Raw genomic sequence first — 20,791 nt, 5'->3', positions numbered from 1 at the left:
CATTGCTCACACACTGGTCTTCGACGCCCTCCGCCCATGTCCGGGCATCGTCAGCACTTCGGACTTACTCGTCTAGTGGCGCGCGATGTTAAACTGCGAAAACACCGGCTGGTGAGCGATTCCCAGGCCCGGAAGCGAATCCCGTTCGAGGGGTGGAGCTTTCGCTGTCAGGGAGGAATCGTCAGCAATGCCACCGCAATTGGCGCACCGAGTTTCGGCGACACGGTACGGCCTGCACGAAATCGTCCACTACTACGGCATCGATGCGGTGCGGACACGGATCGCGCAGTTGCATGCCGCGGGCTGGCACGGCGCGGCCAACTGCATCGCGGCGGAGCTGCGCGCACTCGAGGCGACGATCGACGGGTGAGTCGATCGATCACCGCCGTAGCCGGGAGGCGGTTCCCCGCAGGCTTTCTCGCGGAACGGAAACCAGGGCAGATTTCGATCTGAAGGGCAACCGAAATGGCAGATGGAGTCGATCCGGCATCGGCCGGCGGCATCGTGAATACGCTTGCGCTGCACCACGTCTCGATCAATGTGAGCGATGTCGACCGCGCGCTGGACTTCTACGTCGGCGTGCTGGGCCTCACCCAGCGCCCAGACCGCCCCGATCTCGGGGTCGGCGGCGCCTGGCTACAGGTCGGCGACCAGCAGGTCCATCTCCTGGAGACCCGCGTCCCACCCGCCCTCGGCCAGCATTTCGCCCTCCTCGTCGACCGGCTCGACGTCACGGTGGCCGCATTGCGCTCGCGGGGACTGACGGTGTCCGACCCGGCTCTGATAGGTCGAGGTCTCCAGTCGTTCGTCCAGGATCCCGACGGGAACGTCGTCGAACTTCATCAGGCGGCCTGACCGTCGAAAAGTCCCTTCGCGCAGCGGCATCCGTGAACGACCTGCCGGAGGACAGACCGGACCGGACTGTCGAGGACTCCCGGGGCAGCGGCGCATCCGGTCCGGGAGATCAGCGGCGGACTGGGGCGGCCCACGTGGTCGAGGATGGTCTGCGGTGGTTCGGAGGAACGGCGCATGTGGTGTGGGTGGTCTGCGACGGATCGGGGCAGCGGCCCACACGGTCCGGGTGGTCTGCGGCGGATCGGGAGAGCGGCGTACGTGGTGCGGATCGTCTGCGCCGGATCGGGGCAGCGGCCCACACGGTTCGGGTGGTCTGCGGCGGATCGGGAGGGCGGCGCATGCGGTCGGGGATGGTCGGCTGTGGACCGGGGCAGCGGCGCACGCGGGTCCGGATGGTCAGCAGCGGACCGGAGAAGCGGCGTGCCCGATCCGAGTTGGTCAGCGGCGGACCGAGCGGCCCCACGGTGTGGGAGGTCAGCTGTGGACAGTGGAGGCAGCCCACGCGGTCGGGGATGGTCAGCTGTGAACAGGGGGAACGGCGCACCCCGGTCGGGGATAGTCAGCGGCGGGCCGGGAGAGCGGCGCACGCGGTGCGGGTTGGTCAGCGGCGGACCAAGCGGCACACGCGGTCCGGATGGTTTGCGGTGGACCGGGTTAGTGGCACAGGCGGTGTGGGAGGTTAGCGGCGGACCGGGGGCGGCGCACCCGGTCCGGGTCGGTCAGCCGGTCCGGGTTGGTCAGCGGCGGACCGGGAGGACGAGTTGGGCGCCGGTGACGGGGTGGTCGAGTACCTCTACGGGGTGGCGGTAGACGCGGGTGAGGAGTTCGGTGGTGAGGACCTGGCGGGGCGGGCCGTCGGCGGCGATCCGGCCGGATTCGAGGACGGCGACCCGGTCGGCGTATGCGGCGGCCAGCCCGAGATCGTGCAGTACGACCACGACGGCGGCCCCGGCCGCGGCGCGTTCGGCGGCCAGGCGCAGCACCGACTCCTGATGGCCGAGATCCAGTGCGGCGGTCGGCTCGTCGAGCAGTAAGGTGCCGGTGTCCTGCGCGAGCACCCTGGCCAGGGCGACTCGAGCGCGTTCACCACCGGAAAGCGCCGGAAACGGCCGCGCCGCAAGATGTTCCACATCGGCGGCGGCCATGGCGGCGGCGATCCGCTCGGTATCGCGCTCACGCAATTCGGTGCGCTGCCACGGCGCACGTCCCATAGCGACGACTTCCCGTGCGGTGAACGGGAATCCGACGGTGTGACTCTGCGGCAGCACCGCGCGCCGCCGTGCCATATCCAGCGGCGACCAGTGCGCGAGCGAGCGACCGTCGAGTTCCACCACACCCGCGCTCGGCGTCAGCTCCCCGGCGAGTGCCGCCAGCAGCGTCGACTTACCCGCACCATTCGGCCCGACCAACGCGACGATTTCCCCTGCGGCAACCGCGAATTCGACCCCGTCGAGCACCCGCAGCGAACCCCGCTCGACGCCGAGCCCGCTCGCCCGCAACGTCACCGCACCCCGCTCGGGCCGCGTCGGCACCGAATGCGACCGCACGAACATCCGCCGAACCTCACTCACCGCACACCCCCAACCGGGACCAGCCGCGCCCCCCGCGCCGAACCACCGCCCGCCACCCGGGCCGCACGAACACCCGCCGCACCCCGACCACCACCGCCCCCGAAATCACGCACTCGAATGCCGCCCGCGCACTGGGATTCCGCTGTGGAACCGATCTTCCCGCTGTGGCCCGAGTCGAATCCGAAGCCATGCGCCCGAATGTCGCCCGCGCCGTCGGCGCGCTCGAATGCCGTTGCATGACTGACCTTTCCGCTGTGACCCGAGTCGAATCCCAAGCCGTGCGTTCGGAGGCCGTCCACGCGTTGGAGTTCCGCTGTGGGTCCGAGCCTTCCGATGTGGCCCGAGTTGAACCCGAAGCCATGTACTCGAACGTCGTCCGCGCCGCTGACGCGCTCGAACGCCGCTGCGGGACCGACCTTTCCGATGTAGATCAAGTCGAAACCATCGCCCGCCACCCGGCCCGCTCGATCACCAGCACCGGCTCCACACGCCCGAATGTCGCCCGCGCCGTCGGCGCGCTCGAATGCCGTTGCGGGACCGACCGTTCCATCGTGGCTCACTCGAGCGCAGTTGGCGCACTCGAGTGCCGTTGCGGGACTGGTCTTTCCGCTGTGGCGCGAGGTTAATCCGAAGCCGTGCGTTCGGATGCCGTCGACGCGTTGGAGTTCCGCTGCGGGACCGAGCCTTCCGCTGTGGCCTGAGTTGAATCCGAAGCCGCGCGCTCGAATGTTGCCGACGTGCTGGAGTTCTGCTGTGGGGCTGATCTTGCCGATGCGGTCCGAGTCGAATCCGAAGTCATGTGCTCGGATGCCGTCCACGCGCTGGAGTTCCGCTGTGGGACCGAGCCTTCCGATGCGGTCCGAGTTGAATTCGATGCTGTGCGCTCGAATGTTGCCGACGTGCTGGAGTTCTGCTGTGGGGGTGATCTTTCCGATGTGGCCCGAGTCGAATCCGAAGCCTTGCGCTCGAATGCTGTCGACACGCTCGAGTTCCGCTCCGGGGCCTACCTTTCCGACGTGGCCGAGGTCGAAGTATCCGCGCGGTCGGATGTGGTGTGGTGCGGTTCTGCGGGGGCTCATGCCCACCCTCCTGCTCGGGAGCGGGTGCGGCGCAGCAACCAGAAGAAGAATGGGCCGCCGATGAGTGAGGTGAGCATGCCGAGGGGTAGGTCGGCGTTGCTGACCAGGGAGCGGGCGCAGACGTCGGCGGTCAGGAGGACGACCGCGCCGATGATCGCGCTGAGCGGGATGAGCACTCGGTGGCCTGGGCCGACGAGGATGCGCACGAGATGCGGCACGATCAGGCCGACGAACAGGATGATGCCGGTGAACGCGACGCCCGCGGTGGTGAGCACCGCGACCACCAGGATGACCGCGCGCCGCAGGCGTTCGACGTCGACGCCGAGGTTGCGGGCCGCGGATTCGCCGAGCGCGAGCAGGTCCAGCCGCGGCGCGATGAGCACCGCGGCGAGCAGCCCGCCCGCGCACAGCACCGCGACCACCCCGACGGCCTCCCAGGACGCGCCGTTCAAACTGCCCAACTGCCAGAACACGATCTGATCGCGCGCGGCCGGGCTGGCGACGAACAGCAGGAAAGCGATCAATCCGCCCGCGAACGCGTTGATCGCGACGCCGGTGAGCACCAGCGTCACCACCTCGGTGCGCCCGTTGGACCGGGAGAGCAGGTAGACCAGCAGCGTGGTCAGCAGACCGGCGGCGAAGGCGGCCGCCGCCACCGACCAGGCCGGGACGAATGCGCCGCCGACCACGATCACGGTGCCCGCCCCGACCGCGGCGCCCGCCGAAACACCGATAACGCCCGGTTCGGCAAGGGGATTGGCGAATACGCCCTGCAGCAGCGCACCGGCGGTCGCCAGCGCCGCGCCGACGAGTATCGCCAGCACCACCCGAGGGAACCGCACCTGCCACAGCGTCACCTCACCGGCCGGATGCGCGGGCAGCGGCCCCCAAGCCAGCCCGATCCGGTGCAGCACGCTGCCCGCCACCTCGGCGGGTGTGGTCGGCACCTGCCCGATCGCCGCCGAGGCCAGCGCCAGCACCACCAGCGCGATGATCGCCCCGGCGAATACCAGCGTCGTCTTCGACCGCCCCCGGAAGATGCCGCCGCGCCGCGGCGTGACACCGCCGGGCATCGAATGCGGTTCCGCTGCCTCGGTTTTCGTGCCGACGGTCGGGGAATCGGCGGGCTCGATCATGCGGATTTGCCGCCGTAGACGGCCTGTCCGAGGGCCGCGACCACGCGCCCGGTATTGGGACCGAAGCCGAGCAGCACGGTATCGGACATATCGACGACGCGTTTGTTGCGTCCGGCCGGAGTTTGGGCGACACCGGGGATTTTCGCCAGACCGTCGACGCCGCCGATGGAGTCGAGCCCATCGGTCATCACCAGCAGCACATCGGGTGCGGCCCCGATCATCGCCTCGCTGGTGATGCTGGTGAACGGTTCCTTCAGTCCGGCGGCGGTACCTGCGTCGGTCGCACCGAGCGCCGAAATCAACGCGTCGGCACCGGAATTCGGTCCGGAGATGAAGGTGATCGCGGTGCTGCGCAGATACAGGAACGCGATCTTCAACGACTTGTCGTGCTTCGGGATGCCCGCGGTGGCCGCGGCGATCTCGTCACGGGTGCGCTGCGCCAACGCTTTTCCGGCGTCGGACACGCCGAGCGCGTCGGCGACGGCCTGGATCTGCGGGCCGACCGCGTCCATGGTGCGCGACGGGTCGAAGTACACGGTCGTCACGCCGGTGGCGCGCAGCTGGTCCCGCAATTGCGGTGTGGCCGTGACGGTATCGGTGAGAAATACCGAAGGACGCAGCGCCAGCAGCGATTCCATATTCAGTGCGCCGTTGCCGCCCGCGACGTTCGGAACATGCTGCACGGCCGGAAAATTGGCGCGCGAGCTGCGGCCGACCAGCTTCTGGCCCAGGCCGAGCGCGTACACGGTCTGCGCGAGGGTGCCGTACTGGTCGACGGCGACGATGCGGCTCGCGTCGGTCACCGTGACATTCGAGCCGTCGAAGGAGTGCACCGTCACGGGCAGCGTCGGCGTCGGTTCGGGCCCGATCGGCACCGGGTCGAGGCTGTCGAGTTTCGCGGTGGTGTGCCCGCGCTGCCCGTCGGCGGTCGGGCCGTTCGAGCCGCCGCACGCGACCGTGCCGAGCGCGAGCGTCACCGCCAGCGCGGCGAATACGACGCGCGCGAATCCTTTCCGGCGCTTGATGTTTCGAGCGCCCGCGACCGAGCCGCCGGTGGTGCGCAGCCGTACGCCCCGCGAGATCCGTTCCGCCGTGCGGCCACTCATAGCCGCACCCATACCGCTCTTCGGTCACCGCAGTAACTCATGCAGGAAAGGCTAGCCTCTCTCATTCTGTGCGCGCGCTCACGTCGTCCAGCGCGGCCGCGATGGCGCGCGGCAATTCCAGCGTCTCCGCCGCCAACACCCCGGTGAGCTGCCCGATATCGCGGGCGCCGACGATCATGCTCGCGATACCGGGCCGGTCCCGGATCCAGGCCAGCGCGACCGCCAGCGGTGAGGTGCCGAGCCCGTCCGCGGCGGTCACCACCGCGTCCACCACCCGGGTCGCGCGTTCGTCGAGCCGATGCCGGATCTCGGCGGCGGTCGCCTCGTCGGCGCCCCGGGAATCCGCGGGAACGCCGTCGCGGTATTTGCCGGTGAGGATGCCGCCCGCGAGGGGCGCCGACGCGATCACCCCGACGCCGTGATGCGCTGCGGCGGGGACGAATTCGAGTTCCGCTGCGCGCGCCAGCAGCGAGTACTGGGTCTGTGCCGCGGTGATCGGCGCCAGCGCAGCGATGCTGGCCAGCTGCCAGGCGCAGTAGCCGCGCACCCCGGCATAGCGGACCCGCCCCGAACGCACCGCGGCGTCCAGGGTCGCGGCCACCTCGTCGAGCGGGGTTCCCGGATCCCACACAGCGACATTCCAGATATCGAGGTAGTCGGTGCCCAGTTCGGCCAGCGTCTGGTCGAGCTGGCGCAGCATGGCGCGCCGGGACGCGTCGACCGTCGGGCGCAGCGGCGGCGGACCGTCGAGCGGCGGCTCGATAGGCGGGGTCATGCCCGCGCAACCGCTCAGCACCAATTCGTCGCGCGGCACCAGATCGGTGAGCAGGTCGCCGAGTATCCCCTGGGCCGCGCCGCCCGCGTAGGCAGGGGAGGTGTCCACCAGGGTGCCGCCCGCCTCGGCGAAGGCCACCAATTGCCCGGCCGCGTCGTCGGCGTCGGTCTGCGATCCCCACGTGTGGGTCGCCAACCCGATCCGCGACACCCGTAGGCCGCTGCGGCCGACCGTTCGCTGTTCCATCACCGCGTCCGCGCATTCGTCACGGCGCCAAGCCTAAAGGGCGCTGCCGGGCGGAGCCCGACGACAGCCCGCGCCGGGCGAAGTCCGACGACAGTCCGTACCTGTCCCGCCCCGCGCAGCGCGCCGGGCCGACACTGTACTGTCGCTGCGTGATTGCGGCGAGTGCCGGTTTCGCGCGCCCCGCGCGGACCAATTGCCCAGTCGGAACGGAATTTTCGGGCGCGATGAGCAGGAGGGTGTGTGACGGGCGCGGCGATGACGTGGGTGCAGGCGCTGGTACTCGGTCTGGTGCAGGGACTCACCGAATTCCTGCCGATCTCCTCCTCGGCCCACCTGCGCATCGTGTCGGCGGTGTGTTTCGGTGACGATGCGGGCGCGTCGTTCACGGCGGTGACCCAGCTGGGCACCGAGGCCGCGGTTCTGGTGTACTTCGCCAAGGACATCTGGCGTATCGTGCTCGCCTGGTTCGCCGGAGTGGGGAGCAGGCTGCGCAGTCGGGAAACGGTTCCGGTCAGCGACCGGGTCACCACGAAACTCCCGGTGATCACCGACCCGCACGAATACGCCGACCGGGACGCGCAGCGCGAACTCGACTACCGCATCGGCTGGTATGTGATCATCGCCACCATCCCCATCGGCGTGCTCGGGTTCCTGCTGAAGGACCAGATCCGCACCGGGGCGCGCAATCTGTGGCTGATATCCACCATGTTGATCGTGTTCGCGCTGGTCATCGCGGCCGCCGAATACTATGGCCGCAAACAGCGCCCGATCGAGCGACTCACCACCCGCGACGGACTGGTCATGGGCTTGGCGCAGTGTCTGGCGCTCATCCCCGGTGTCTCCCGATCCGGGGCCACCTCGTCGGCCGGATTGTTCGCCGGGCTGACTCGGCAAGCGGCCGTGCGGTTTTCGTTCCTGCTCGCGATTCCGGCGGTCACCGCCTCCGGCCTGTTCAGCATTCCGGACGCGTTCGCGCCCGCCGGTGACGGCCTGAACGCGAGCGGTCCGCAGTTGATCGTCGCGACCATCGTCGCGTTCAGCGTCGGCTACGCCTCCATCGCTTGGCTGCTGCGTTTTGTCGCCGACCACAGCCTCGGCTGGTTCGTCGGCTACCGCATCCTGCTCGGGCTGACCGTCATGGGCCTGCTCGCGACCGGAACGGTGTCGACCACATGAGCGCGACCGGGCCGATCGCTGCGGCCATGCGCGGGTCGAGGGACGGGCTGCGCCCGGCGGCGGCCATTAGGCTGGCCATATGACGGTGATTTTGTTGCGGCACGGTGTGTCGACGTCGAACACCGCCCGCACCCTCGCCGGCCGCAGCGCCGGCGTCGACCTCACCGACCGCGGCGCGGAGCAGGCTCGTGGCGTGGCCGACCGGCTCGCCGAACTGCCCATCGAGCACATCGCGGCCTCGCCGCTGTTGCGCTGTCAGCGAACGGTTGCGCCGCTGGCGGAGAAGTTCGGGCTGGAACCGGATTACGACGACCGGCTCGTCGAGGTCGACTACGGCGAGTGGACCGGGCGGCCCATCGCGGAGCTGTTGAACGAACCGCTGTGGAAGGTGGTGCAGCGGCACGCCTCCGGCGCGACATTCCCGGGCGGTGAGGGGCTCGCGCAGGTGCAGACCCGCGCGGTCGCCGCCATTCGGGAGACGGATCGTGAACTGGCCCAACGTCATTCGCGTGACGTGCTGTGGGTGGCCTGCACGCACGGCGACGTGATCAAGGCGGTGCTGGCCGATGCGCTCGGCATCCATCTGGACGGTTTCCAGCGGATCGTGGTGGAACCGGCCTCGCTGAGCGTCGTCCGCTACACCCCTACCGCGCCCTATGTGGTGCGGCTCAACGACACCGGTGTCGATCTGTCCGGATTGGCGATCAAACCGCAACGCGCCGTTGCCGATTCCCCACCGGGACGGGTCGATGACCCCGGTCCGGTTCCCGGCGGCGAGCTGGGAGCGGCCGCGGGTGCGGATAATGGGAATGCGGAGCGCTCGGATTCCTTGTAATGAATAAGCGGCGTTGTAGAACCCGTACGCCGCGGGTAGTCGTTGATCAGGGTCACGTATCAGGAGGTGCAGATGGCACGAGCAATCCATGTATTTCGCACCCCCGATCGTTTCGTCGCCGGGACCGTCGGTGAGCCGGGCGATCGCGCGTTTTATCTGCAGGCCGTGCAGGAACCTCGGGTCGTGAGCGTGCTGCTGGAAAAGCAGCAGGTGAAGGTGCTCGCCGACCGGATGGGGTTACTGCTGGACGAGGTCGCGCGCCGCTTCAGCGCACCGGTGCCGCCGCCGGCGGACGAGGTGACCGATAACGCGCCCCTGGTCACCCCGATCGATGCGGAGTTCCGGGTCGGCACGATGGGCCTCGGCTGGGACGCCGACGCGGGCGCCGTCGTGGTGGAGTTGCTCGCGATCACCGAAACCGAGGTCGACGAGTCGGTGGTGCTCGACGATACCGAGGAGGGCCCGGACGCCGTGCGGGTATTCCTGACGCCCATACAGGCCAGGGAATTCGCGCTGCGCTCCGCGCGGGTGATCGCCGCGGGACGGCCGCCGTGCCCGCTGTGCGGGGAGCCGCTGTCGGCGCGCGGGCATATGTGTGTGCGCACCAACGGGTACAAGCGCGGAGATATCTTCGGCGCGGCCGAACTAGAGGAGTGATCGGTGGCCCAGGCCGATGATCGGTTCCACAGCGGTGAGTTGACGGTGATCGGTCGGGTGAACGTCGCGAGCAATGTCACGCTGGTCTGCGATATCGAGGGATCCAGTGGTCCGCTGCGGGTGGTGTACAAGCCGGTGCGCGGGGAACGGCCGCTCTGGGATTTCCCGGACGGCACCCTGGCCGGGCGCGAGGTGGCCTCGTATCTGATCTCGGAGGCGTTGGGTTGGGGGGTTGTTCCGGAAACCATTCTGCGGGACGGTCCGTTCGGGCCCGGCATGGTGCAGCGCTGGGTGGATGCCGCCGACAATCACACCGATCAGGGTGATCGCCTGGATCTGGTGGATCTGTGCCCGGCCGGTGCGGTGCCCGAGGGGTTCCGTGAGGTGCTGCGCGCCCAGGACGCGGCGGGTAACGAGGTGTCGCTGATCCACGCCGACGATCCGCGGCTGCAGCGAATGGCGGTGCTCGACGTGCTGCTGAACAACGCCGACCGCAAGGGCGGGCATGCGCTGGAGGGCGTCGACGGCCAGGTGTACGGCGTGGACCACGGCATCTGTCTGCACAGCGAATACAAATTGCGTACGGTGCTGTGGGGTTGGGCCGGGCAGCCCGTCTGCGACGACCTGATCGCCGATATCGCCGCCTTCGCCAAGGCGCTGCCGAACCAACTCGCCGACACACTGTCCCGGCACATCACCGACGCGGAAATCGACGCGCTCGCCGCGCGGGCCCGGGCACTGGTGGACCGGCCGATAATGCCGCTGCCCGACACCGCCCGCCCCATCCCTTGGCCAGCGTTCTGAATCCGGTTCCGCCGTAACCGAATCGGCGCATCGATTGTTCTTTTGCGCACACTGCCGGATCGGGTTCGACGGGAGGCGTCCGGTGCCCCGTTGTGAAATCCGTTGCACCGCAGGCAGTCGGGGTCCGGTGCCGAGTGCTCCTGGGCCGAATCCGATCGGGAGGGCAGCTTGACCCTCACGTGGCGCAAGGGCTTGTCGCGATCGCTTCGACACTGCCGCTGGGACTGGGCGTTGTTATCTGCTGGCTGCTGGTCACCGCCGGGGTGCGCCCACCGGTGTGTTGTCGGCGCTGGCGATCGTGGTCGTAGTGCAGGGCGTTGTCACGTATGTACGGTTGCGCCGGACAGCGCCCAACCCCTCGCCTGGGACGAACCAGCGCTGAGACCCCGATCCGCGTCGAGCGCCGGCCCGGCCCATGCCGCTGTCCGGGAACACCCTTCACCGAACCGACGGTGCGATAACCGAATTCACGGCCCGGCGGGGCAGCTCGAGAACTCAGCTCACCAGCGGCCGCACCTCGGCTCCGACGAACCGGATGAACTCGATCGGGTCCGGATCTTCCTCGTTGGGTTGGAGTACGACGGTGTCGGCACCGGCCTCCGCGTAACGCCGCACGGTGTCGGCGATCGACTGGGCGTCTCCGGTGGCGCCCGCGCCCGGTTGCTGACCTTCGCGGCCCTGTTGGTAGCGGGCGAGCCGGTCGGCGGCGTCGGGGCCGGTCACGGTGTCGACGTTGACGATGATGCGATGTGGTTGGGCGCGGCCCGATTTCGCGACGCCCTCGTCGATGATTTGTTTGGCGGCGCGCACACCCTCCGGCGAGGTGCGGGAGGTGAGGATGGTGCCGTCGGCGAATTCGCCGGACAGCCGCAGCGTCTTCGGGCCGGTGGCGGCGGCGATGAGTGGTGTGGGGGTGCTGGGCGGCCAGACGAGGGCCACCTCGTCCAGGTGCACGTATCGTCCACTGACGCTGACCTTTTCGCCGTCGAGCAGCGCGCGCAGCGCCGTCAGCTGTTCGCGCAGCAGCGTGAGCGGGGAGTCGACGCGGGCGCCGACCTGCGCCATCCATTCCTGCACTCCGTGCCCGACACCGGGCAGTAACCGGCCCGGGTGCGCGCGCAGCAGCACGCTGAGCTCCATGGCGTTGAGCGCCACATTGCGCAGCGGGGTCGGCATCACGCCGATGCCGACCCGCACCCGTTCGGTGCGGGCGAGGACGGTCGCGGCGGCGGCGATGGCGCCGCCCCAGAAACAGTCCTCCCACAGCCAGAGTTCCTCGAGGCCGCTGCTTTCGGCCGCATCGCATACTGCGGCAAGCTGTTCGGGAGCGAGATGGGGTAGGGAAACCGCGCCGAGAACTGTCATGCCGCCACGGTAGCGGCAACCACCGACAAGTCGAGACCCATGATGGGACGAATCGTGGTGCGGCCGCGCCCGGCCGCGGCGTTATCGATCGGTGAGACGACAATCATTGACATCCGCAGCCGCATCCGTTTTCCCAGGTCGTACCCGGGTAGCACGGTGGGTTCGGGTCCGGTTCGACCGGGTCGGGGCGGGACGGCCTCGACCACACCTTTACCCTCGAATCATGCAGTCCTGGTCCGAAATAGCCCTACCGACCGTCCCCGGAGCAGGGCCGCCGCTGCGGTTGTACGACACCGCCGATCGACAGGTGCGCCCGGTGACCCCCGGCCCCACCGCCACCATGTACGTCTGCGGGATCACCCCCTACGACGCCACCCATCTCGGGCACGCCGCAACCTATCTGACCTTCGACCTGGTGAACCGGGTATTGCGCGACGCGGGGCACGAGGTGCACTACGTGCAGAACGTCACCGATGTCGACGACCCGCTGTTCGAGCGCGCCGCCCGCGACGGCGTCGACTGGCGCGACCTGGGCACCCGCGAGATCGAACTGTTCCGCGAGGATATGACTGCGCTGCGGATCGTGCCGCCGCGCGACTACATCGGCGCCATCGAATCGGTCGACGAGGTGGTCGAATTCGTGCAGAAGCTGCTCGCCTCGGGTGCGGCGTACGTGGTGGACGATCCGGAGTTCCCGGATGTCTACTTCCGTGCCGACGCCACCGAGCAGTTCGGCTACGAATCCGGTTACGACCGGGCCACCATGGAGCGGTTGTTCGCCGAGCGCGGCGGCGATCCGGACCGTCCCGGCAAGCGCGACATCATCGACGCGCTGGTGTGGCGCGCCGCCCGTCCCGGCGAACCGTCCTGGCCCGCCCCGTTCGGTCCCGGCCGTCCGGGCTGGCATATCGAGTGCGCGGCGATCGCGCTGAACCGCATCGGCCCGGAATTCGATATCCAGGGCGGCGGCAGCGATCTGATCTACCCGCATCACGAGTATTCGGCCGCGCACGCGGAGGCGCTGGTCGCGGGCCGCCGCTTCGCCCGCCACTACGTACATGCCGGGCTGATCGGCCTGGACGGCGAGAAGATGTCGAAGTCCAAGGGCAATCTGGTGCTGGTCTCGCGGCTGCGCCGGGCCGGTGTCGACCCGGCCGCGATCCGGTTGGGCCTGCTGGCCGGGCACTACCGGCAGGACCGCATGTGGACCGACGCGGTGCTGGCGGCGGCACAGGCCAGGCTGGAGCTGTGGCGGCGCGCGGTCGCGCTGTCCACCGGCCCGGCCGCCGCCGATACCGTCGCCCGGCTGCGCCAGCATCTGTCCGACGATCTGGACACCCCGAAAGCCCTTGACGCCGTGGACCATTGGGCTCACCAGGCGCTCGAATACGGCGGTCCGGACGCGACCGCGCCGGCGGATGTGCGAACGGCTGTCGACGCGCTGCTGGGTGTGCGGTTGTAGGAACGGATCGTGCCCGGGACGTCGAGCCGGCGCATGTTCCGGTACGACTGCCTATCCGTGGGACCACTTGCCCGTAGCACCGTTTCCGTGATGTGGTGCACTCATGTGTACCTTTCCCGGCCGCAACCTCTTCGGTTCGACAGGTTCGTTGCGTCCGGTTGCCGAGCTGGACGCGCCGCGGACGGTCGCGGCGCGCCGCCGGTTCTTCGGCGACGATGCGGTGGACGGGAAAACCGGTGCGGTGCGGGCGGATCGGGTGGTGCTGTCGTGGGTGGGCTGCACCACCTACGCGCTGGCGCTCTGCGGTTCGGTGTTCCTGCTGGACGCGTGGGTGCCGACGCTCACCAGCGTGGGTTACGTTCCGGCCACCGCGCAGGATCTGGCCGATCTGCGGCCGGAGGCGATCTTCATCGGGCACGGTCATTTCGATCATGCCGCCGACGCGGGCCGGATCGCGCAGGCGTGCGGTGCGGTGGTGTACGGTACCGCCGAACACGGGACGAATATCCGTGCGCAGGTGGCGGATTCGAGTTTGACGACGGTGGCGCTCGGCGATGCCACCGCGAAACCCGGTGCGCGGCACGACTTCCGGGTCGGCGCGGTGGAGGTCACCGCGATCCGGCACCTGCATTCCGCGCCGACCCGGCGTAGCCCCGACGGCTCGGCGCGGTTCTTCCCGCTGCCGGATCCGCGTCCGGTATTCCGTCGGCCGCCTACGCTGGATGCGTTGCGGCACAACCTCGCTCGGCTCACCGACGCCGAGGGCGGTTCGCTGCTGTATCAGTTCAGGGTGCCGGGATTCGCGCTGGTCTGGCACGACTCGTCGGGTCCGCTCACCGAGCGCGCGCCCGAGGTGCTGGAAATCTTGTCCGGACTGCCCGACACCACCGTGCATATCGGCGCCGTGCAGGGCTTCAACCAGATCAGCAACGGCCTGCGCGATCCGCGCCGCTACATCGAGGCGATCGCGCCCGCCGTCTTCATCCCCGCCCACCACGACAACTGGCTGCCGGGCATCACCGCCCCCGCCGCCGGATACGACAGCCCGCTGCACGCCGAATTCGCCCGCATCCCATCCGGCGCCCGTCCGGAGCTGCGCCTCATGCACGACCCCACCGACTACCTCAACCCTGGCCGCTCGACCTTCGAACTGTGACCGGGAGTGCGTCGAATCGCCAATTCGACATACGACAGCCCGCTGCGCGCCGAATTCGACCGCATTCTCCGCGGAGCTGCGCCTCATGCACGACCCCGCCGACTACATCGACCCTGGCCGCTCGACCTTCGAACCGTGACCGGCGCGAGCTGGGTGAGATCGCCAATTCGACTGTGCTGCAACGTGTTATGATCCGATAGTCATGACGATCGACCATGACAATCCGACGCGTGCCGAACTCGCCGCGTTCATCGCCCGATGGGTCCAACTGTTCAACAACAATGACCTGGCCGCATTGGACGAACTGTACGAGCCGGACGGAATCACGGTGCCTACCACCGGGAAATCGGCGCACGGTGAGGACCGTTCAGCGGCCAACGCTCACCTCCGCGGCTACGGTCTGCCGATCCAGGCAGACCTCCGACATTGTTATCCGGTCGGTGACATCGCACTGCTCGTCGTGGACTGGTCCATGAACGGCGTTACCGCACAGGGCTATCCGCTCGACCTGCACGGCTCAGCGGCCGACGTCGTGCGCCGGGATGAGCACGGCCGCTGGCGATACGTGATCGACAACCCCTTCGGCACCAACTGATCACTGCGCTGGGCCGGTTCGCTCGACCCGTACGAGAACCTCGCTGGCTCCGGCCGTTCCGCGATAGCCGTCGGAAAGCTCTGCGATGAGCGCGATTTCGTCGGCCAGCGTTTCGCGCGCGACGAACTCCCGGTGCTGTCGTATCGCGTCGCGCACCTCGCCGTCGGCGGCGACGGTCAGGGTGATGCGATCGGAGATGTCGAGTCCGGCGTCGCGGCGGGCCTGTTGGGCGGCGCGGACGACGTCGCGGGCGATGCCCTCGGCGACCAGTTCGGCCGTGATGGTGGTGTCCAGCGCGATGGTGGTGTCGCGCTGGGTTTCCACGAGCCAGCCGGTGCGCGGGGTTTCGGTGATCAGCACGTCGTCGCGGCCGATCTCGAATCGTTCGGCGCCGACGGCCGCGGTGCCGTGCTCGCGGAGCGCTTCGACGACCGCCGCGGCGGGCGCGGTGCGGATCGCGTCGGCGACGGCGGGCGTCTGTTTGCCGAATCGTCTACCCAGCGAACGGAATTCGGGTTTGATCGAGATATCGGTCAACGCGCCCGCGGTGTCGAGCGAACCGATCTCCTTGACGTTCAACTCATCCGCGATCACATCGATCAGTTCGGGCGGGAGCTGGATGTGCGGCGGCAGTCCGACGTACGCGCGCGCTAGGGGTTGCCGGATCCGCAGCCCGCTGGCCTTGCGGGCGGCGCGCCCGGCTTCGACGGCGGCGCGTGCGGCCGCGACCTGTTCGGCGAGTGCGGCGCCGGTGAGCGCGGCGTCGGCGACGGGCCAGTCGGCGAGGTGGACCGATTCCGCGGCGCTCGGATCGCCGGGGCGGATGACGGTCTGCCAGATCTCCTCGGTGATGAACGGCACGATCGGCGCGAGCAGGCGGGTGAGCACGTCGAGGCATTCGTAAAGCGTTGACAGCGCGTCTTGTTCACCGTCCCAGAAGCGGGATCGGCTGCGGCGCACATACCAGTTGGACAGGTCGTCGATGAATCCGGCCAGCAGTCGTCCGGCGCCCGCGGTGTCGTAGCCGTCGAACCTCTCCTCGACGGCCCGGGTGAGCGTGTGCAGTTCGCCGAGCACCCACCGGTCGAGGATCGGCCGGTCGCGGGCGGGGCGGGCGGTGCCGGGCCGCCAGTCGGTGTGGCTGGCGTACAGGGTGAAGAACGCGGCGGTGTTCCAGTAGGTGAGCAGTACGCGCCGGGTGATGTCGTCGAGCGGCGCGGGCCCGACGCGGCGGGGCGACCACGGCGAGCCGGAGCAGGCCATGAACCAGCGCAGCGCGTCGGCGCCGTGCGCGTCCATCAAAGGGATCGGGGCGACGACGTTGCCGAGGTGTTTGCTCATCTTGCGGCCGTCCTCGGCCATGATGTGCCCTAGGCAGACGACGTTCTCGTAAGGGGAGCGGTCGAATACCAGGGTGCCGATGGCCATCAACGTGTAGAACCAGCCACGTGTCTGGTCGATCGCCTCGCAGATGTATTGCGCCGGATAACGTTTCGCGAACGCCGCGTCGCTGCCCTCGACGTACGGGTAGCCGAGCGAGGCGAACGGCATGGCGCCGGAGTCGTACCACGCGTCGATCACCTCCGGCACCCTGGTGGCGGTCTGCCCGCAGTCGAGGCAGTCGAAGGTGACGGCGTCGATGTAGGGGCGGTGCGGGTCGAGATCCGACAGGTCGCGCCCGGCGAGGCGACCGAGTTCGGCACGCGCTCCGATCGCGGTGACGTGCCCGGATGCGCAGCGCCACAACGGAAGTGGCGTCCCCCAGTAGCGGGCGCGCGACACCGCCCAGTCGACATTGTTGGCCAGCCAGTCGCCGAAGCGGCCGTGTTTGATGTGGTCGGGGAACCAGGTGGTGTGCTCGTTCTCCCGCCGCATCGCGTCCCGGACGCCGGTGGTGCGGATGTACCAGGACGGCTGCGCGTAGTACATCAGCGGCGTGTGGCAGCGCCAGCAGTGCGGGTAGGAATGTTCGAACGGTTGGTATTCGAACAGCAGCCCGCGCGCGGTGAGGTCGTCGACGAGCACCTGGTTCGCGTCCTTGAAGAACAGCCCGCCGACCAGCGGCACGGTATCGAGGAAGCGTCCGTCGCCGCCGATCGGATTGACCACCGGCAGTCCCGCGGCGCGGCACACCGCCAGGTCGTCGGCGCCGAACGCGGGCGCCTGATGCACCAAACCCGTTCCGTCCGTTGTGGTTACATAATCCGCCTGCACGATGCGGTGCGCGTCGGGGATGTCGACCAGATCGAACGGACGCCGGTAGGCGAGCCCGGCCAGCGCGCTGCCGGTGAACCGGGCCAGCGTCTCGGCATGCTCCCCGAGCACGGTCGCCACCAGCGGTTCGGCGACGACGAACAACCCGTCCGCGGTGCGGGCGAGGACGTAGGTGAGGTCCGGATGCACCGCGACGGCCGTATTGGCGACCAGCGTCCACGGCGTGGTGGTCCAGATCAGCAGGTGTGCGCCGGCGTGCCCGGCCAGCGGTTCGACGAGCGGGAACCGCACGTACACCGAGGGGTCGGTGACGGTCTCGTAGCCCTGGGCCACCTCGTGTTCGGACAGCGCGGTGCCGCAGCGCGGGCAATACGGGGTCACCCGGAAGTCCTCGGTGAGGCGGCCGTCGTCGAAGATCTTCTTCAGCGACCACCACACGCTGTCCACATATTCGGGTGACATTGTGGTGTAAGGGTTTTCGAGGTCGATCCAGTAGCCCATCCGCCGGGTGAGCCGTTCGAATTCGCCGACGTGGCGCAGCACCGATTCGCGGCAGCGCGCGTTGAACACGTCGACGCCGACCTTCTCGATATCGGGTTTGCCGGAGAGCTGGAGTTCCTTCTCGACGGCCAGTTCGACCGGCAGCCCGTGGCAGTCCCAGCCGGCCTGTCTCGGCACCGCGTACCCCTTCATGGTGCGGTAGCGCGGGAAGATGTCCTTGAATACCCGGGCCTCGACGTGGTGGGTGCCCGGTGCGCCGTTCGCGGTCGGCGGGCCCTCGTAGAACACCCAGCTCGCCCCGTCGCGGGTGCGATCCAGGCTGCGGCGGAAAATATCGTTGGCGCGCCACCATTCGATGATTCGCGCGTCCAGCTCCGGCAGCTCGACCCGCGTCGGCAACGCGGTGAAGGGCGACACCACAGCCCGGTCTGTCACAAGAACCTCGTTTCGTCGACACGCATGAGAAATACCCATGCGGGGACGAAGCCGGAGCTCCGCGGTACCACCCCGCTTGCGCCTGCCGAGACCGGCGCCACTTCGTTCGCCGCTGTGACGTGCGGCCCACGTCCGGTTCTACTGGGAGGCGCGAAACCCCTGTTCTTCCGGAAGCTCCCCGGTGATGGCCGGATCGACGCTGTCCGCCGACTCTAGCAACCGTCGCCGAACGCACGCGACACATTTGTCGGCCGCGCTCACCGGGGAACCGTCTCAGAGCCCGCAGGCCTTGTCCACCGCGTCCATCGCGGCGACGAACGTCGGATCCTTCAGCACCCCACCGAGATCGGCGTCCGCCGCGGTGGCGGCCCGATTCATCTGTGCGACAGCCGCATCCAGCGCATCCTTGACCGCGCCCTGGTCCGCGTTGTCCGCCGCGGCGCGGAATTGCCCTGCGGTATCGGCATATATCCGCTTCAGCTCGGCGATCGAACCGTAATCCTTCGAATCGAGCGCGTCGACCCGCTTGCTCAGATCGGTCGCCGACGCGTCGACGGCCGCGCAGGTCGCCTTGTCGTCGACGGCGCCGGCCGGACCCGCCACCGCGGTGAACCCGCCGGTGACGGCGAGCAGCGTCGCGGCGACGATAACCGTTCTCCGCATTGATATTTCCCTTCCCCCGGAGGCGATCCCCGAGCCGGGATCGTTCTATCAGCGCGGCGAACCGGTGGCAAGCCGGAATGTCGGAGTCAGCTCGCGGCCGGTGCGCCCGCCGCCGGTTCGCGCACCGAATCCGCCGGATCATCGGCGTAGAGGCGATCGATCTCCGTCGCGTACTTGGCGGCAATCGGCTTGCGCCGCAACTTCATCGTGAGCGTCACCTCGTCACCGCCGGGCTCCCAGAAGGTGGGCAGCACGGTGAACCGCTTGATCTGTTCCACCCGCGACAGCGTCGCGTTCCCCTCGGCGATACCGCGCGCGATCTCGGCGAGCACGCCCGGGTCGGCGGCCAGCGCGGCGGGCGAGGCATCGGCCAAACCATGTTGTGCCGCATAGGGTTCGGCGGAGTCGGCGTCGAGCACCACCAGCGCGGTGTTGTAGGGGCGGTTGTCGCCGATGGCGGCGATCGCGCCGATGAGCGGCGTCGCGGCCTTCATCGCGTTCTCGATATTGGCGGGCGACATATTCTTGCCCGCGGAGTTGATGATGAGTTCCTTCATCCGATCGACCACCCGCAGGTAGCCGTCACTGTCCACGTCGAGGATATCGCCGGTGTGCAGCCAGCCGTCGGCGTCGACGGCCTCGGCGGTGCGCTCGGGATCCTTGCGATAACCCCGCATCACCAGCGGGCCGCGGACCAGGAATTCACCGTCCTCGGCGACCTTGGCCTGCATACCGGGCAGCATCCGCCCGACCGAGCCGAGCCGGATCTCGTGCGGCGGGCTGACGCTGGCCACGCAGCTGAGTTCGGACATGCCCCAGACCTCGGAGATCGAGATACCGAGGCCGTAGAAGAAGGCCAGCGTCTGCGCCGGGATGGGCGCCGCGCCCGAAAGCGCCCATTTCAGTTGATCCAGGCCGAGTTTCGCGCGAATACCGGAGAGCACCAGGCGATCGGCCCTGTCCCATTCGGCGGCCAGCTCGGCGTCGACGGGCGCCTCGCGCAGTTTCGCCTCGGCCTTGCGTGCCGCGACGCCGAGCGCCCATTCGAGCGCGGCCCGGGTGGCCGGATCGGATTCGCTGGCGACCGAGAATTCGATGGCCGCCTTGAACTTCTCCCAGACCCGCGGCACCGCGCCCCAAATGGTCGGCCTGGTGTCGACGAGCGCGGCGGGCAGCAGCGCGCGATCGGGCACCACGGTGAGCTGGCTGCCATAGATTTCGTGCAGGTACAGGGCCGTGAGCCGGTCGGCCATATGTGCGGTCGGCAGGTAGGAGGTCTGGCGGTCGCCGAAGGCCACCGGCAGCACCGCGGTGAAGGCTTCCGCCTCGGCGAGCAGGTTGGCGTGGGTCACCTCGACGCCCTTGGGGTTACCGGTGGTGCCGGAGGTGTAGACGAGCGTGGCGATATCCTCGGGACGCACCGCCCGCCAGCTCGCATCGAAGTCGAAATCGTTGGGGGCCAAGGCCTTCAGGTCGTCGACACCGATGGTGCCCGGCGGGGCGCCGTCGATGCAGACGATGGTTTCGATGGGCGCGCCGCAGCCGCGGATGCGCTCGACATACTGTTCCTCACAGAACACGACCCTGTTGTCCGCGTTGGCGAAGACGTAGGCCAGTTGCTCGGGGGCCAGCGTGTTGTACACCGAGAACGAGGTCGCGCCGACGTGCTGGGCGCCGACCTCCAGCGGATAGAACTCGACGCGGTTGGCCATCATCAGCGCGACCGTATCGCCCCGGCCGATACCGAGGCCCGCGAGACCCGCCGCCACCGCACGCACCTCGTCGGCGTAGTCGTGCCAGGTCAATGTCGTTGTGCCGCCGATGGATCGGACGGCGACCGCGCCGGGATCGATCGCGGCGACGCGCTGGAAGGCGGCACAGAGGGTATTCGGTTCGGTCATCGTCAGCCTCGTTCGGTACGGCCGTGCTCTTTTACTGTGACGGTAAGTGGGGAACCGGGCCGTGAGTGGACAATTCGCATAATTTCGCGCCCGGCCGCGTTCGGTACCACAGCAGACTTTCGGCTGCTCCTGTCGGCGAATAGCCTGCGCCGCATGGGTTTTCAACGGTGATCCGGCACGGGATTTCGCGTGAGCGGAAGTATTTGCGGCCGTGGTGATTGGGCTTGCAGTCCGGTTATCGGGCCAGTCATCACCGATT

The 20,791-nt window shown here is 68.7% G+C and carries 17 protein-coding genes; 9 read left to right on the top strand and 8 right to left on the bottom strand.

Annotated features, from left to right (window positions below; all coding sequences use genetic code 11):
• The first annotated feature begins 187 nt into the window (after positions 1-187).
• Positions 188-370 carry a hypothetical protein gene (locus tag LGY53_RS33340; protein ID WP_225730674.1) on the top strand — a complete coding sequence of 61 codons (183 nt, stop codon included), beginning with the start codon at positions 188-190 and terminating at the stop codon, positions 368-370.
• A gap of 95 nt (positions 371-465) precedes the next feature.
• Positions 466-855 (top strand): VOC family protein, encoded by a 390-nt coding sequence (locus LGY53_RS33335; protein WP_225730673.1) that lies wholly within the window; start codon positions 466-468, stop codon positions 853-855.
• A gap of 737 nt (positions 856-1,592) precedes the next feature.
• Here the strand turns inward: LGY53_RS33335 and LGY53_RS33330 are convergent.
• From LGY53_RS33330 to LGY53_RS33315, 4 genes are all read right to left on the bottom strand, one after another.
• A complete protein-coding gene (locus LGY53_RS33330; RefSeq protein ID WP_225730682.1) occupies positions 1,593-2,408 on the bottom strand; it encodes a heme ABC transporter ATP-binding protein in 816 nt (271 codons plus the stop codon).
• A 1,093-nt stretch (positions 2,409-3,501) separates the two neighbouring features.
• Positions 3,502-4,578, bottom strand: a complete 1,077-nt coding sequence (locus LGY53_RS33325) for an iron ABC transporter permease (RefSeq protein ID WP_225730681.1) — start codon at positions 4,576-4,578, stop codon at positions 3,502-3,504.
• A 59-nt stretch (positions 4,579-4,637) separates the two neighbouring features.
• Positions 4,638-5,747, bottom strand: coding sequence for a hemin ABC transporter substrate-binding protein (locus LGY53_RS33320; RefSeq protein ID WP_225730672.1), 1,110 nt, complete (start codon positions 5,745-5,747; stop codon positions 4,638-4,640).
• A gap of 61 nt (positions 5,748-5,808) precedes the next feature.
• Positions 5,809-6,768, bottom strand: coding sequence for an aldo/keto reductase (locus LGY53_RS33315; protein ID WP_225730671.1), 960 nt, complete (start codon positions 6,766-6,768; stop codon positions 5,809-5,811).
• Positions 6,769-7,023: 255 nt separating this feature from the next.
• Here LGY53_RS33315 and LGY53_RS33310 point away from each other — a divergent pair, with 255 nt between their 5' ends.
• The 4 genes from LGY53_RS33310 to LGY53_RS33295 all read left to right on the top strand — a co-directional run bounded on the left by LGY53_RS33310 (position 7,024) and on the right by LGY53_RS33295 (position 10,240).
• Positions 7,024-7,944 carry an undecaprenyl-diphosphate phosphatase gene (locus tag LGY53_RS33310; protein ID WP_225730680.1) on the top strand — a complete coding sequence of 307 codons (921 nt, stop codon included), beginning with the start codon at positions 7,024-7,026 and terminating at the stop codon, positions 7,942-7,944.
• A gap of 79 nt (positions 7,945-8,023) precedes the next feature.
• On the top strand, positions 8,024-8,779 hold the full coding sequence (locus LGY53_RS33305; RefSeq protein ID WP_225730670.1) for a histidine phosphatase family protein: 756 nt from the start codon (positions 8,024-8,026) through the stop codon (positions 8,777-8,779).
• A gap of 72 nt (positions 8,780-8,851) precedes the next feature.
• On the top strand, positions 8,852-9,436 hold the full coding sequence (locus tag LGY53_RS33300; protein ID WP_225730669.1) for a DUF3090 domain-containing protein: 585 nt from the start codon (positions 8,852-8,854) through the stop codon (positions 9,434-9,436).
• Between the two features lie 3 nt (positions 9,437-9,439).
• Positions 9,440-10,240, top strand: a complete 801-nt coding sequence (locus LGY53_RS33295) for an SCO1664 family protein (protein ID WP_225730668.1) — start codon at positions 9,440-9,442, stop codon at positions 10,238-10,240.
• Positions 10,241-10,735: 495 nt separating this feature from the next.
• Here the strand turns inward: LGY53_RS33295 and LGY53_RS33290 are convergent, their stop codons facing one another.
• Positions 10,736-11,605, bottom strand: coding sequence for an LLM class flavin-dependent oxidoreductase (locus LGY53_RS33290; RefSeq protein WP_225730667.1), 870 nt, complete (start codon positions 11,603-11,605; stop codon positions 10,736-10,738).
• Between the two features lie 223 nt (positions 11,606-11,828).
• On the opposite strand from LGY53_RS33290, the gene mshC reads away from it, so the two are divergent.
• The 3 genes from mshC to LGY53_RS33275 all read left to right on the top strand — a co-directional run bounded on the left by mshC (position 11,829) and on the right by LGY53_RS33275 (position 14,818).
• Positions 11,829-13,067: a cysteine--1-D-myo-inosityl 2-amino-2-deoxy-alpha-D-glucopyranoside ligase gene (gene mshC / locus LGY53_RS33285; protein WP_225730666.1), complete on the top strand. Its 1,239-nt coding sequence runs from the start codon at positions 11,829-11,831 to the stop codon at positions 13,065-13,067.
• A 103-nt stretch (positions 13,068-13,170) separates the two neighbouring features.
• A complete protein-coding gene (locus LGY53_RS33280; RefSeq protein WP_225730665.1) occupies positions 13,171-14,223 on the top strand; it encodes an MBL fold metallo-hydrolase in 1,053 nt (350 codons plus the stop codon).
• A 202-nt stretch (positions 14,224-14,425) separates the two neighbouring features.
• Positions 14,426-14,818 (top strand): DUF4440 domain-containing protein, encoded by a 393-nt coding sequence (locus LGY53_RS33275; RefSeq protein ID WP_225730664.1) that lies wholly within the window; start codon positions 14,426-14,428, stop codon positions 14,816-14,818.
• Here LGY53_RS33275 and ileS read toward each other — a convergent pair whose 3' ends face one another.
• The 3 genes from ileS to fadD11 form a co-directional block, all read right to left on the bottom strand.
• Positions 14,819-17,968, bottom strand: a complete 3,150-nt coding sequence (ileS, locus tag LGY53_RS33270; protein WP_225730663.1) for an isoleucine--tRNA ligase — start codon at positions 17,966-17,968, stop codon at positions 14,819-14,821.
• Positions 17,969-18,241: 273 nt separating this feature from the next.
• Entirely contained in the window at positions 18,242-18,631 is a 390-nt protein-coding gene (locus tag LGY53_RS33265) for a hypothetical protein (protein WP_225730662.1), read from the bottom strand.
• Positions 18,632-18,717: 86 nt separating this feature from the next.
• Entirely contained in the window at positions 18,718-20,538 is a 1,821-nt protein-coding gene (gene fadD11 / locus LGY53_RS33260) for a fatty acid--CoA ligase FadD11 (RefSeq protein ID WP_225730679.1), read from the bottom strand.
• Positions 20,539-20,791: the final 253 nt, after the last annotated feature.

This window comes from Nocardia sp. JCM 34519.1 (assembly GCF_020361265.1).
GTDB lineage: Bacteria > Actinomycetota > Actinomycetes > Mycobacteriales > Mycobacteriaceae > Nocardia > Nocardia arthritidis_A.
This window is presented reverse-complemented; position numbering and strand designations above follow the sequence as displayed.